The 12,464-nt window shown below is 70.4% G+C and carries 10 protein-coding genes and 1 pseudogene; 2 read left to right on the forward strand and 9 right to left on the reverse strand.

The features are described 5' to 3' along the window. Together HII36_RS48670 and HII36_RS48675 are read left to right on the forward strand one after the other, a co-directional pair. A pseudogene (locus tag HII36_RS48670) lies at positions 1-289 on the forward strand (High-affinity nickel-transporter); the annotation flags it as partial. Positions 290-394: 105 nt separating this feature from the next. After that, positions 395-805, forward strand: a complete 411-nt coding sequence (locus tag HII36_RS48675; RefSeq protein WP_173530203.1) for a DUF2267 domain-containing protein — start codon at positions 395-397, stop codon at positions 803-805. A 9-nt stretch (positions 806-814) separates the two neighbouring features. Here HII36_RS48675 and HII36_RS48680 read toward each other — a convergent pair whose 3' ends face one another. The 9 genes from HII36_RS48680 to HII36_RS48720 all read right to left on the reverse strand — a co-directional run bounded on the left by HII36_RS48680 (position 815) and on the right by HII36_RS48720 (position 12,337). Then, positions 815-1,507, reverse strand: a complete 693-nt coding sequence (locus HII36_RS48680; RefSeq protein ID WP_173530204.1) for a nucleotidyl transferase AbiEii/AbiGii toxin family protein — start codon at positions 1,505-1,507, stop codon at positions 815-817. 83 nt (positions 1,508-1,590) lie between these two features. Continuing rightward, on the reverse strand, positions 1,591-2,343 hold the full coding sequence (locus HII36_RS48685) for a hypothetical protein (protein ID WP_173530205.1): 753 nt from the start codon (positions 2,341-2,343) through the stop codon (positions 1,591-1,593). A gap of 73 nt (positions 2,344-2,416) precedes the next feature. Then, positions 2,417-3,211 (reverse strand): hypothetical protein, encoded by a 795-nt coding sequence (locus HII36_RS48690; protein ID WP_173530206.1) that lies wholly within the window; start codon positions 3,209-3,211, stop codon positions 2,417-2,419. A gap of 4 nt (positions 3,212-3,215) precedes the next feature. Continuing rightward, positions 3,216-5,312, reverse strand: coding sequence for a right-handed parallel beta-helix repeat-containing protein (locus tag HII36_RS48695; protein WP_173530207.1), 2,097 nt, complete (start codon positions 5,310-5,312; stop codon positions 3,216-3,218). Between the two features lie 18 nt (positions 5,313-5,330). Continuing rightward, entirely contained in the window at positions 5,331-8,144 is a 2,814-nt protein-coding gene (locus HII36_RS48700) for a polysaccharide lyase family 8 super-sandwich domain-containing protein (RefSeq protein ID WP_173530208.1), read from the reverse strand. A gap of 23 nt (positions 8,145-8,167) precedes the next feature. Further along, positions 8,168-9,118, reverse strand: a complete 951-nt coding sequence (locus HII36_RS48705) for a hydroxyacid dehydrogenase (protein WP_236004808.1) — start codon at positions 9,116-9,118, stop codon at positions 8,168-8,170. A gap of 47 nt (positions 9,119-9,165) precedes the next feature. Further along, entirely contained in the window at positions 9,166-9,999 is an 834-nt protein-coding gene (locus HII36_RS48710; RefSeq protein ID WP_217370906.1) for a carbohydrate ABC transporter permease, read from the reverse strand. Continuing rightward, entirely contained in the window at positions 9,996-10,898 is a 903-nt protein-coding gene (locus tag HII36_RS48715; RefSeq protein WP_173530210.1) for a carbohydrate ABC transporter permease, read from the reverse strand. The genes HII36_RS48710 and HII36_RS48715 overlap by 4 nt, the downstream gene beginning before the upstream one ends. Before the next feature lie 131 nt (positions 10,899-11,029). Continuing rightward, complete coding sequence (locus HII36_RS48720; protein ID WP_173530211.1) at positions 11,030-12,337, reverse strand: ABC transporter substrate-binding protein; 1,308 nt, start codon at positions 12,335-12,337, stop codon at positions 11,030-11,032. Between the last annotated feature and the right edge of the window lie 127 nt (positions 12,338-12,464).

Consider the following 12,464-nt stretch of genomic DNA (forward strand, 5'->3'; position numbering starts at 1 on the left):
GGGCGGGCTGGTGCCGAGCCCGTCGGCGCTGATCGTCCTGCTCGGCGCGATCGCCCTGGGCCGCACCTGGTTCGGGGTCGCGCTGGTCACCGCGTACGGCATCGGCATGGCCGCCACGCTGACCGTCACCGGCCTGCTCCTGGTCAAGCTGGTGGACCGGATGGAACGCCGCGCCTCGGCCGGCCGCCGGGTGGCCGCCAAGCTGTCCAGCCTGGCTCCCTGGGGCACCGCGGCCATGGTCGTCGTGCTGGGCGCGGGCCTGGCGCTCCGGTCCGTCGCCGCGCTGTAGCCGGTACGGGTTCCTACCCCGGCCCCAGGGGTAGCGGAGCCGGTATCCACGCAGGTAGGAGCCCATCCGGCCGGTGGCCGTGGGCCTCCTGAGAGGAAACCGCGCATGCAGCACGACCAGTTCATCGGACAAGTCCAGGCCCGGGCCCACCTGGGCCGGCGCGACCAGGCCGAACGCGCGAGCCGCGCCACACTGGAAACGCTGGGCGAACGCATTCCCGACGGTCTCGCCGACAACCTGGCCGCCCAGCTCCCGCACGAGATCGGCGAGAACCTCCGGCGCGTGGAGGCGTTCGACCAGGCGGGCACCGGCGAGCACTTCGGCCGACAGGAGTTCATCCACCGCGTCGCCGACCGGGCCGGGGTGGCCGAGCCGCAGGCCGCCTACCTCGCCCGCGTCGTGCTCGAAGTGACCGACGAGGCCACGCAGGGCGACATCATGGGCCGCGTCTACGACAGCCTGCCCAAGGACCTGCGTTCGCTCGTCGCCTCGGGCAGTTCGGGCCCGATGAGATGAGCTGACGGATCAGTCGAGGGCGGGCAGATCGGGGTCGTCGTGGTCGGCGTCCCCGTCGTCCGCCCGCCGCCACTTGACGTCCTCGACCCACGCGTACGCGAACCGCCTGATCTCCCTGATCCGCTCCGCGCCGATCCCGTCGGCGGAGAAGTCCTCGTCGTCCATGAGCTCGACGAACTCCAGCCGCATGACCAGCTCGGGCAGGGAGAACGCGTCGTTGTGCAGCCGGGCCAGGTGCTCCAGCTGGCGGAAGGAGTAGAGGTGTGCCGCGGCGGCGACGTCGATGACGTCCCTGGCGAGGCTCCGCTCGTGCAGGTCGCGCAGCTTGAGGCCGATCGCGTCCTCCAGGTCGAGCACCGGCAACCCCTCGTGAGAGACCGGCGGCCGTTGCAGGGCCTCGCGCAGGAGGTGGAGCGCGCAGCCGTGCCCCGTGGCCGGGTCCTCGACGAGAAGGCGGCCCGTGCGCGGTGTGGCCTCGGCGACGGAGGCGGTGAGCCCGGCCCCGCGCAGGGCCCGCGCGATGCCCTCGATCGCCGCGGACAACGGCGGTTCCGTGGCGGTCGCGAAGTCGAGATCCGGGCTCAGGCGGTCGGCGAGCCCGTGCGCGTTCATCGCGTGGCCGCCGGCCAGGACGAGGCCGTAGCGCTCGCATACCGGCAGCACGGCCGCGAGCAGCCGCTCCTGGAAGTCAGGAAAGCGCATCGCACCGCGCTGGAAGCCGCATGATCCCAGTATGCCCGCAGCCCCACCCGCCGTTGCGGCCCGCGTCGTTACAGCCTGCGCCGTTACGGTCTGCGTCGTTTCAGCGTGGACGGCAGGTCGTGGCGGCCCGACAGGAACTCCTGGAAGGCGATCTTGGCCCGGATGACCGGGCGGCGCCAGCGTTCCTCGCGGTGGATGGCCCTGGCCATCTTGCGCGGTGAGCGTCCGGCGAAGAACCAGTGCGCCCACGGGGAGCCGGGGCGGGCCAGGCGCACCGCGCCCACCACCAGCAGCACGGGCAGGAACAGCCCGGCCATGCCGGTCCAGATCTTGCCCTTGAGCAGGGTCACCACGGCCAGGGCGAGGTTGGCCACGATGAGCGCGGCCGGGTTCACCGGGAACCCGTAGTCCCAGGTCAGCGGACGCAGTCCGATGAGGAGGAGACCGGTGACGGCCACGGCGATGAAGACCGCGTCGACCGAGGTGCGGCCCTCCTCCTCCCAGTAGACGTCGTGCAGGTGCAGGATCAGCGCGAACTCGTCGAGCACGAGTGCCGAGCCGATGCCGAAGACGCAGGCGGCGACCGCGTAGCCGATCTGCGAGCCGGTCGAGACGATCAGGCCGGTGACGCCGCCCACGAGCATGAGGACGACGCCGAAGACGACGTGGTGGATGTGCATCTCGCCCACGTTGACGTTGCGGAACCAGCCCACCTTGGCCCTGATCAGCCGGACGTTGATGCGGGTGGCGATGAAGGCGACGATGAGCGCCACGAAGAAACAGAACAGCGGCAGCCGTCCTGTTGCGATGATGGTGTTCTGAAACCAGTTCCCCATGGCCCTGGAATCGATGGTACGAGCCATCTGGACCACTTCGGCGGGTTCGAGCGGTTATGGATTGTGATCGTGATCAAGCAAGGGCCGCGCGCCGGTCCAGCTCGCGCTCGTACTCGGTTCTGATCAGCGACCGTCGGACGTTCTCCCGCGCCTGCTCGAAGCCGGGTCCGCCGGCGGTGGCCAGTTCGGCGTAGTGGGCGCGCAGCCGGGATTCTGGCAGGTCCAGGGTGTCGCCGAAGCGCTTGGCCAGTTCGGAGTCCAGTTCGGCGGCGCGTACCTGGGCGTAGGTGTAGGCGTCGTAGCTCGGGACGCCGGGCAGCGGGCGGCCGGCGGCGCGGGCCTCGGCGCGGCGCTGGTTCTCCGCGCGCAGGTCGCGCTGGAAGGCCGCCTCGCCGACGTCGGCGAGCAGGCCCGCCTCGCGGGCCCACACCCGGCGCGCCTTGTCGCGGACGGCGGCGGCGACCGCCAGCTCCCGCAGCCGCCGCCCCGGGGTCACACCCTGGTGCGGACGGTCCCAGAACCCGGGCCCGAGCGCGACGCCCTGCCGGGAGAACTGCGAGATCACCTCGGCCCGGACGACGTCGGCCGCCCTGAGCACCTCCGCCCCCACCACCGGCTCGCCCCGATGGCGGGTGACGACGGTGTCCGGCCCGAGTTTCAGCACCTGGGCCGGGGTGGCGGAGGCGGACAGGCCCGGCGGCGGCGCGCTCGCGCCCCCGCCGGTCCCGGCGATGAGCACCACGACCCCGGCGACCACCAGAGCAGCGGTCACCACCCAGCCGATCCGCCGCCACCGCGTCGGGCCGCCGCCGCGCGTGCGGCTGACGGTGCCGGCCGGGCGTGCTGTCGAGGTCGTGGTGCGCTTCATGACGTCAGCTCGCGATCTTCAGGTCGAAGACGTGGAAGCCCTCGTTCGCCAGCGGGCTGCCCTGCGGGAAGGTCACCGTGGCGACCGTCTTGGCCGGGTCGAGCGGCGCCGCGTAGCCGAAGACCGAGACGCCGGATTCGCGGGTCTGGCCGGTGGCCGGGTTCTTGTAGCTGGTCTGCGTCCTGTTGTGGTAGGCCGCGCGGGCCACCAGGACGGCGCCGGCGGGTGCGGCGGCGTCCCACTGGTCGCCGAACTTGACCGTCTTGTCCTCGACCGTCCCGTCGGTGTAGGTGACCTTGAAGACGGCCTCGCGCACCTTGAACGCGCCCGCGCCCAGGAACACCAGCTTCGAGCCCTGCCCGGCCAGCTTGATCGTCTGCCCGGCGGCCTTGACGTTGTCCACCGAGCCGTACGGGCGCGGGTGCCAGACGAAGTCGGCGCCCAGCACGTCGACCGTCTCGCCCGGCACCAGGCCCGCGGCCGCCAGGCCCTGGCCGGAGTAGCTGCGGCCGCTGGTGGAGAAGCCGCCGGTGTTCGGGTTGTGGTCGGAGCTGACCGCGACGTTGTTGTACGCCTCGGCCACCGACTCGTACACGACCGGGTCCACGGCCGGCCCGTTGTACGCGCCGCGCGAGACGGTCCCGGCCACCGGGTTGCCGAAGTAGTCGGTGCCGCCCAGGCCGTCCACGACCGCGCCGGTCGCGAACGCGGGCGAGCCCTTGACCAGCTTGTAGCCGTCCGCGTCGGCGAAACCGGTGGCGGTGCCCGGCGCGGCCAGGCCGGGGTCGGCGGTCACGGCGGTGGCGTCGGACGGGTGCGCCGCGATGCCGCCGTAGTAGACGTTGGAGTCGTAGCGGATGCCCGGCGCGGTCGGCAGCGTGCCGGCGTGGGCGTAGAAGATGTTGTTGGCGATCTTCGAGTCACCGGTCGGCACCGCGATGTTCAGCTTCTCGCTGGCGCAGAAGAACGTGTTGTTGTACAGCCACAGCGGGCTCTTGTTGTCGCCGGAGGCGTTGCCGGCGATGCGGCAGTCGTCCTGGGCGATGTTGAACCGCAGGATCGCGGTGGCCTTGTAGTTGGGGAACTCGGTGCAGCTCTGGCAGCCCAGGTAGAACCCGCCCGCGTTGTCGTGGGAGTAGTTGTACTGGTAGACGCAGGTGCCCTTGATGCCGCCGTCGCAGTCCCAGGCGGTGGAGTCGAAGATGGTGGGCCGCTGCCTGGTCACCTCGTTGTACTGGAAGACCGGGTCGACGGAGTTGATCGGCCACATGCCGGCGAAGTTGCCGTCGACGTACGGGTACTTGCCCGCGCCGCCCTCGTCGAAGAGGTTGTGCTCGATGAGCGGCTTGTCCGAGGCGTGCACCACGATGCCGTCGCCGCCGACCGCGCGGATGGTGTTGCGGGCGATGTAGACGTTCTTGTGGTAGTCGGTGCCCTTGCGGCTGATCTTGATGCCGCCGCCGCCCGTGTCGTGGACGTAGTTGTCGGTGATCGTGACGCCGTCGATGTAGCCGACCTTGCCCTCGGGCAGCGCCTGGATGCTGATGCCCGCCGAGTAGGAGAACCAGGAGCCGTTCGCCCCGGTCTTGTTGCCCCAGCCGGCGACGTCCGAGATCTCCAGCTCGCGCAGCACCAGCCCGGCCTTGGGCGCCAGGGTGGTCGAGTTGTACTGGATGCCGGTCCGCTTGGCCGTGGTCGCGGCCGGGTTGGTGATGTGCAGCTTCTCCATGGTCAGGTGGCTGTTGTCGACCAGGTGCACGGCCCACTCGCCGCCGTCGCCCTGGATGATCGGCTTGGGCCCCTCGCCGTAGGAGGTGAAGACGACCGGGTGCTCGGCCGAGCCGGAGCCGACCGGCTCCAGACGTCCGGCGCAGACCGTGCCGGCCCGGAACTTGATCTTGTCCTTGGGGCGGAGCGCGATGGCGTTGACGGCGGCCAGGCTGTTCAGCGGTTCGGCCGCGGTGCGTCCTGAACCGCCGTCGGCGGCCTGGCAGTCGACGAAGAAGTTCCTGGCCGGAGCGGCTTCAGCGGGGAAGGCGACGAGACCGGTCGTCGCCACGGCCGTGGCCGCGAGCGCGGCCAGGCGTCGGTAAAGGCGCATGTTTCCTCTCTCGGGGGTTCAGTACACCTGCAGGTAGGGGCCGTTCGCGGGGTTCTCCCGGTCGTGGAACTGGACGGCGAGCGTCTTCGTGCCGTTGAACAGCGCGAAGGACGTCCCGCCGCCGGCCCGCAGGTGCGCGGTGAGATCGACGGAGTACCAGGCGGGGGTCTTGCCGGTGACCGTCACGGTGCCGATGACCTGGCCGAGCGGCGGCTTGGTGTTCCAGGTGAGCGTGGACTCGTCCCAGGTCTGGTCGGGCACCTCGTAGAGGGTGAGCGTGGTGGTGTCGCCGTCGGCGTCGGCGATGGCGCCGTTGAGCCAGAGCCTGGCCAGCGCGACGGGTCCGGCCGGCCGGTCGAAGCGCAGGAAGCTCTGCCTGGTGTAGCTCGCGTCGGCCGGGACCTGCTTGACCACCAGGCCCTGGCCGTCGAACGAGCGGGTGGCGTACGTGCCGCCGCGCACGTAGGCGTCGGCGGTGGCCTGGTGCTTGGCGCCCGCGCAGTCCTGGCCGGTCAGCGTCGGGCGGGCGGTCGGCTTGACCTTCACCTTGAGCGTGACGCCCGCGCCGAGCGCGCCGGCGGAGTCGACGGTGAACCTGATCGTCGGCGCGGTGGACAGCACGGTGACGCGCGGGTCCGCGGCCAGCACCTCGCGGCCCTCGCGGGCCACCTCGAACAACATCCGGCCCTGACGCCAGGTCGGGTCGGAGACGGCCAGGTCGAGCGTCGTGCCCTCCTGCTTCATCGTCACCGCGGCCGGGCCGTAGGCGCGGACCGTGCCCTGGGTGGTGGCGCAGGACCAGAACGTGGCCGCCAGCCGCGTGTTGACGCCGTTCTCCGCGATCACGGACTGGACCTGCGCGGTGTTGTCGCCGACGCGCACGCCGGGCCGCGCCGCCGCGGCGGCGGTCTGCTCGGCGCTCTTGCCCGGCAGCAGGTAGTAGGCGTAGCCGGCCTGCGCGGGGTTCTGCCCGTGGTCGAACCAGACGGTGGCGTAGTCGCGGGTGAGCTCCGCCGGGTTGGACGGGCTGATGTCCGTCCATTTCCCGGTACGGCTCTCGCGCGCGGCCCGCAACGCCCCGCCCTGCGGGAACAGGTAGCCGCCGACGCCCTCGACGTGCATCCACCGGGCGCCGGACAGGTCGGCCCACCGGCCGCCGTCCACGGTGACGCGGCCCGGGTTCATCCGGTTCTCGACCGTGGTCTGGGCGGCCACGTTCGAGGCGGTGATGTCGGCGCCCAGGGCCACGATCGTGTCGCCGACGGTGAACCAGGACTTGCGCGCGGTCAGGTCGATGGGCCGCTTGCTGTGGTAGTCGGTCTCGGCCTGCAGCCGCATCCCGAACGCGGCGAGATCACCCAGCGCCACGCCGCCGGTGTGCGGGTCGCTCTGGCGGTAGCCGTACCAGTTGGTGTCCCTGGCGGTGCGCGGGTAGCTCTGCTCGGTGGCGTTCGTGACGCCCGGCAGCCGGTACGGGTCGACGGTCGGCCAGTATCCGTCGCCGTAGTCGCCGTAGATCATGGTCATGCCGTCGCCGGTGTACCAGCCCTTGAGGTTCTCCCCGTTGCCCGCCTCGTACGCGCCGACCCGGTTACTGCGCGCCGCCACGGTGAACGCGTAGCCGGGACGGTGGTGCACGAACCGGTCCATGCCGGCGAACACCTTGGTGAGCGTCAGGTCGCCGCGCGGCGTGACGCCGGTGGTGAGCCGCTTGACCAGGGCGAGCTGGGTCACGGTGGCGTGCTGGGCGAAGTGCGCGGTGCGGGTGTGCTCGGCGACCAGGGCGGCGATGCGCTGCCGGTCCGCCGGTGCGGCCGCCTCGGCCAGGATCGTCATCGAGGTGAGGACGGCGCGCGAGACCGAGCGGTCGGTGTCGTCGTGCACGGCGATGCGCCGGCCGCGCACGTTGGCGAACATCTGGCCACGGAACATCACCGGCTCGAACCCGTCGAAGATCCAGCGGACCGCGGCCGGGTCGCTGATCCGCCAGGGCGTGTCGGCCAGCAGCGCGAAGACCAGGGCCACGCCGCCGAGCAGGGCGTTTCCGTAGCCGCCTGTGTAGGCGAAGTAGAAGTGCTGGATCAGCGAGCCGTCGGGGTACCAGCCGTCGCCGCTGACCGTGGTGGCGAAGACCGGGGTGAGCTTGTCGCGGCCCAGGGCGATCACGGCGGCGTCCCTGGCGAGGAGGCCGCGCCGTACCGTGATGGAGACCTTGTCCACCAGGTTGGCGCCGACCTCGGGGACGCCCGAGACCTTGCGCCTGGCCGGGTCGGGCACGAAGTGCGCGACCGCGCCGAGCAGATCGGCTCTGAGCTGGGCGGGCGCGGCGTCGCCGAGCAGCATGAGCGTGTCGAGCAGGTTGCTCGGGCCGCCGATCTCCCAGCCGTACCAGTTGCCCAGCTCGGGCTTGCCCGGACGGTAGCGGTTGTCGTACGTCCAGCGCAGCCCCTCGACGACGGCCGCGGCGGTGGCGGCGTCGCCGTGCCGCCTGGACCCGGCGGTGGCGTAGGCGAGCGCGATCGACCTCAGCCGGACGCCGATGGCCGACATGGTGTTGCCGTCGGCGCCGTTCAGGTCGGGCCAGCGGCCCTGGGCCAGGGTCGCCAGGTTCGCGTCCGCGGTGGCGTCCAGCCTGGCCAGGGCGTCGGCGAAGGCCGGGTCAGCGGTGCCGGCGCCGCCGGTGGCCAGCTCGCGCCAGAGTTGCAGCGGGACGGCGAAGGCGTCGGCCGCCTCCGCCGCAGGAGTTGGGGGCGGTTCCGCCACGGCGGGCGGCGCGACCAGCGTGATCGCGCACGCCGTCACCAGGGATAAGAGCAGGGATCGGCGGGCCAAGGCTGCCTCCTGATCGGGGGATGTCAGGCAGAGCGGGACAGCGTGGTGGGTTCGATTCCGTGCGCGAACGGCAGCCCGCGCGCGTACCTGGACAGCTCGTCGAGGGCGAGATCGGCCATGCGGGCCAGCTCGCCGCCCAGTGAGCCGGCGATGTGCGGGGTGACGAGCACGTTGGGCAGCTCGTACAGGGGTGAGTGGGTGGGCAGGAACTCCGGCTCGGTGTGGTCGAGCACCGCGAACAGCCGGCCGGTGAGCAGTTCCGCGGTCAGCGCGTCCTGGTCGATCAGCGCCGCGCGGGCGGTGTTGATCAGGGTGGCGCCGTCGCGCATGGCCGCCAGCCGCCTGGCGTCGATCATGTGCCTGGTCTCGGGCAGGTCGGGCGCGTGCAGGCTGACCACGTCGGACGCGGCCACCAGCTCGTCCAGGTCGACCTTGCGCGCGCCCAGGTCCTCGTGCAGGTACGGGTCGCTGACCAGCACCTCGAAGTCGAACGGGCGCAGCAGCTCGATCACCCGCCGCCCGATCCTGGACGCGCCGACAACGCCGATCGTGCGGCGGTAGTTGCCGAAGCCGGGGTAGCGGGCGTCCCAGTCGGCGTTGGCGCGCAGGTCGCGGTAGGCGCGGGCGATGTCGAACACCCGCTTGTTGGCGAACAGGATCGCGGCCAGCGTGAACTCGGCCACCGGCTCGGCGTTGGCCGAGGCCGCCGACGACACCGCGATGCCGCGCTGCCAGACGGCGTCGGTGACGTGGTGCTTGACCGATCCCGCCGCGTGCACGATGGCACGCAGCCTGGGCGCCCTGGCCAGCACCTCGGCGGTGACCGGCGGGCAGCCCCACGAGGTGAACAGCACCTCGGTCTGCGAAAGGTCGGCGTGCGCGAAGTCGTCGACGATCTGGTGGACGTCGGCGACGCGGGCCAGGCGGGCGCGCACCGGCCCCTGGACGATGCGCTCGGCGACGTCCGCGCTCATGGCGACGACGGTCGCTGGCCTTCTCATGTTCTCCCCCGAGTTGTCGATCACTTGACGCTGCCCGCCGTCAGGCCGGCCTTCCAGAAGCGCTGCAGGAACAGGAACACCAGCAGCAACGGCACGACCGAAAGCAGCGACCCGGTGATCACCAGGCTGTGGAACTCGGGGAAGGCGTTGCCCTGCTTCTCCCAGCTGAACAGGCCGAGGCTGAGCGGGTAGAGCCTCTGGTCGTTGAGCATCACCAGCGGCAGGAAGAAGTTGTTCCAGATGGCGGTGAACTGGAACAGGAAGATCGTCACGTACGCGGGCAGCAGCATGGGCATCGCCACCGACACGAACGTGCGGATCTCGCCCGCCCCGTCGGACCTGGCCGCCTCCAGCACCTCGCCGGGCACGTACCCGGACGACAACACGCGGGCCAGGTAGACGCCGAACGGGTGCACCAGGACCGGGATGAACACCGACCAGAACGTGTTCACCAGCCCGATCTTGGAGGCCAGCAGGTAGAGCGGCACGGCGGTGGCCGTGGTGGGCACGAGCACGCCGAGCAGCACGACGCCGAACAGCTTCTCCTTGCCCAGCCACTGGTACTTGTCGAAGGCGTAGCCGCAGGCCACCGTGATGAGCGAGCTCACCGCCGCGCCGACGCCCGCGTACAGGACGCTGTTGAGGTACCAGCGGAAGAAGACGCCGTCGTTCTCCTGGGCGACCGCCTCGATGTTGGCGAACAGGTTGAACTCGCCGAACGCGAACCCGGAGGTCGAGTACAGGTCGGACAGCGACTTGGTCGAGGCGAACAGCAGCCAGGTCAGCGGCAGCAGCGTGTAGAGGGCCGAGATGATCAACAGGGTGTTGACGGTGGCCCGGGACATCCACTTCATCGCCGGTTCCCCCACTTCGTGACGACGTAGGACAACACGGCGGCGAGCAGCGCGAGGATGATCGACGCGGCGCCGGCCTGGCCGATGTCGTTGTTGCCGAACGCCTGGTTGTAGGCGTACATGTTCGGGGTCCAGGTGCTGACGATGCCGTCGCTGACGTTGTCCAGCACGGTCGGCTCGGTGAACAGCTGCAGCGAGCCGATGATCGTGAACAGCACCGTGGTGACGACCGCGGCGCGGATCATCGGGAGCTTGACGCTCCAGGCGATCCTGACCGGGCCCGCGCCGTCCATCCTGGCGGCCTCCACGACCTCGGCCGGGATGGCCTGCAGCGCCGCGAAGTAGATGATCATGTTGTAGCCGACCCACTCCCACAGCGCGATGTTGACCACCGCGCCGAGCACGTTGTCGCCGCCCAGGAAGTTGACGTCGCCGAGCAGGTCCACGATCGGGCTGATGCCGGGCAGGTAGAGGTAGAGCCAGATGAGGCCGGCGATGACGCCCGGCACGATGTGCGGCATGAACAGCGCCGCCTGGAAGAACTTGCCGAACCTGGCCAGCCCCGAGTCCAGCAGCAGCGCCAGCGCGAGCGCGCCGCCGATCATCAGCGGGATGTAGAACACGCAGTACCCGAGGATCACCAGGAAGCCGTCGGTGAACGCCTGGTCCTTCAGGGTGTCGAGGTAGTTGCCGAGGCCGACGAACACCGTCTCGGCGCCGCCGAAGCCGAGGCCCGACGACTTCTCGCTGAACAGGCTGAGATAGACGGCGTATGCCAGCGGCGCCACGATGACCGCCGCGAACAACGCGAAGAACGGGCCGACGAACAGCAGGATCGCACCCCGCCTGCGCCACGTCTCACCGCTGTCCCGCGCCCGCCTTTCCGGACTGATGGCCATCTCCGCCTTTCGATCTGGGGTGTTGCGTGTGCGTACGTGCCGGGGTGCGGCGCTTCGGCGTGGCCGCTTGCTGCGGCTTGCTGCCGCTTGCTGCCGTTTGAGGGAGGTTGCCGCGCCCCGGGCACCCGGGATTACTGCTGGGCGACGTTCAGGCCGCGGCCCTTGATCTCGTCGACCGTGGCCGTCTGAACGGTGTCGAGCACCGCCGGGATCGTGGTCTCACCGGTGCTGACCTTGCCGAGCGCGTCCTTGAAGGACGTCAGCGTCTGCACCATGCTCGGGCCCCACGTCCAGCCGGGCTGGATCGTCTGGTACGACTCGCTGAACAGGGCGTAGATGTCCTGGCCGCCGTAGAAGGAGGCGTCGAAGCTCTTGGCCGCGACCGGGACGAGGTCGGCGATGGCCGGGAAGCCGCTGGAGGTGCCGGACGACAGACGCGCGGTCCACGCCTCCTCCGAGCCGGTCAGCCACTTGATGACCTCGACGGCCGCCTTGGTGTTCTTGGCGTTCTTGCTCACGCCGAACGTGGTGCCGCCGAGCATGCCGCTGGCCGGGGTGCCCCAGTTCGGGATCGGCGCGATGGCCCACTTGCCGGACTGGCCGGCGTGGTTGCCCTTCATGACGCCCGCGCCCCAGTTGGCGCCGACGTAGCCCCAGAGGGTGTCGTCCTCGAAGGCGGCGTTCCACTCCTGGCTGAAGGACGGCTGGACCTTCACCAGGTCGTCCTTGACCAGGCCCTGCCAGTAGTCGGCGACCTTCTTGGTGGGCTCGTCGTTGATCGCCACCTTCCAGGCGTCGCCCTCGGTGCCGAACCACTTGCCGCCGGCCTGCCAGGACAGCGCGGCGATGACGCTCGGGTCGTCGGGGAAGAACGTGGCGATCCGGGCCTTGTCGTCGGCCTTCTTCACCTTCTCGGCGGCGGCCTTGAAGTCGTCCCAGGTCTTCGGGACCTCGATCTTGTTCTTCTCGAACAGGTCCTTGCGGTAGAAGAACACCTGCGGCGCGGCGTCCATCGGCACGGCCCACGCCTTGCCGCCCAGCTCGACCAGGCTGAACACGCTGGCCGGGTACTTGGCCTTGACGTCGGCCACCTCGGCCGAGATGTCCTGCAGCGCGCCCTGGTTCACGAAGTCGGGCAGCTGCGGGTACTCCACGGACATCACGTCGGGCGCGTTGCCGGCCTTGACGGCGTTGGAGAACTTCGCGTAGCCGCCCGCGTTGCCCGAGGGGATCTCCTCGTACTTGATCTGGACGTCCTTGTGCGACTTGTTGAAGGCGTCCACGACCTGCTGCGTGCCCTTGGCCCAGCCCCAGAACGTCACCTGGGTGGGCTGGCCCGCCTCACCGGCAGGCTGCGCCGAGTCACCGCCGCTGCCGCACGCGGCGAGCAGGCTCATACCGGCCAGCAGTCCGGCAATGCCGGCGCTCTTGCGTCCCATCTGTTGCTCCTCATCCCGGTCCGATCGATTACCGATCGAGACAGCATCATTCGCTCACATCCGATCGTTTGTCTAGAGTGAGAACGAGAATCGATCAGTAACGAAATGGATGCGTAACAAACCACCC

The sequence above is a fragment of the Nonomuraea antri genome (genome assembly GCF_013283785.1).
GTDB lineage: Bacteria > Actinomycetota > Actinomycetes > Streptosporangiales > Streptosporangiaceae > Nonomuraea > Nonomuraea antri.

Excerpts from the sequence above, each read along its gene's own strand:
- HII36_RS48675 (WP_173530203.1), top strand. The coding sequence starts at position 395 with ATGCAGCACGACCAGTTCATCGGACAAGTCCAGGCCCGGGCCCACCTG.
- HII36_RS48680 (WP_173530204.1), bottom strand. The coding sequence starts at position 1,507 with ATGCGCTTTCCTGACTTCCAGGAGCGGCTGCTCGCGGCCGTGCTGCCG.
- HII36_RS48705 (WP_236004808.1), bottom strand. The coding sequence starts at position 9,118 with ATGAGCGCGGACGTCGCCGAGCGCATCGTCCAGGGGCCGGTGCGCGCC.
- HII36_RS48710 (WP_217370906.1), bottom strand. The coding sequence starts at position 9,999 with ATGAAGTGGATGTCCCGGGCCACCGTCAACACCCTGTTGATCATCTCG.
- HII36_RS48715 (WP_173530210.1), bottom strand. The coding sequence starts at position 10,898 with ATGGCCATCAGTCCGGAAAGGCGGGCGCGGGACAGCGGTGAGACGTGG.
- HII36_RS48685 (WP_173530205.1), bottom strand. The coding sequence starts at position 2,343 with ATGGGGAACTGGTTTCAGAACACCATCATCGCAACAGGACGGCTGCCG.
- HII36_RS48720 (WP_173530211.1), bottom strand. The coding sequence starts at position 12,337 with ATGGGACGCAAGAGCGCCGGCATTGCCGGACTGCTGGCCGGTATGAGC.
- HII36_RS48690 (WP_173530206.1), bottom strand. The coding sequence starts at position 3,211 with ATGAAGCGCACCACGACCTCGACAGCACGCCCGGCCGGCACCGTCAGC.
- HII36_RS48695 (WP_173530207.1), bottom strand. The coding sequence starts at position 5,312 with ATGCGCCTTTACCGACGCCTGGCCGCGCTCGCGGCCACGGCCGTGGCG.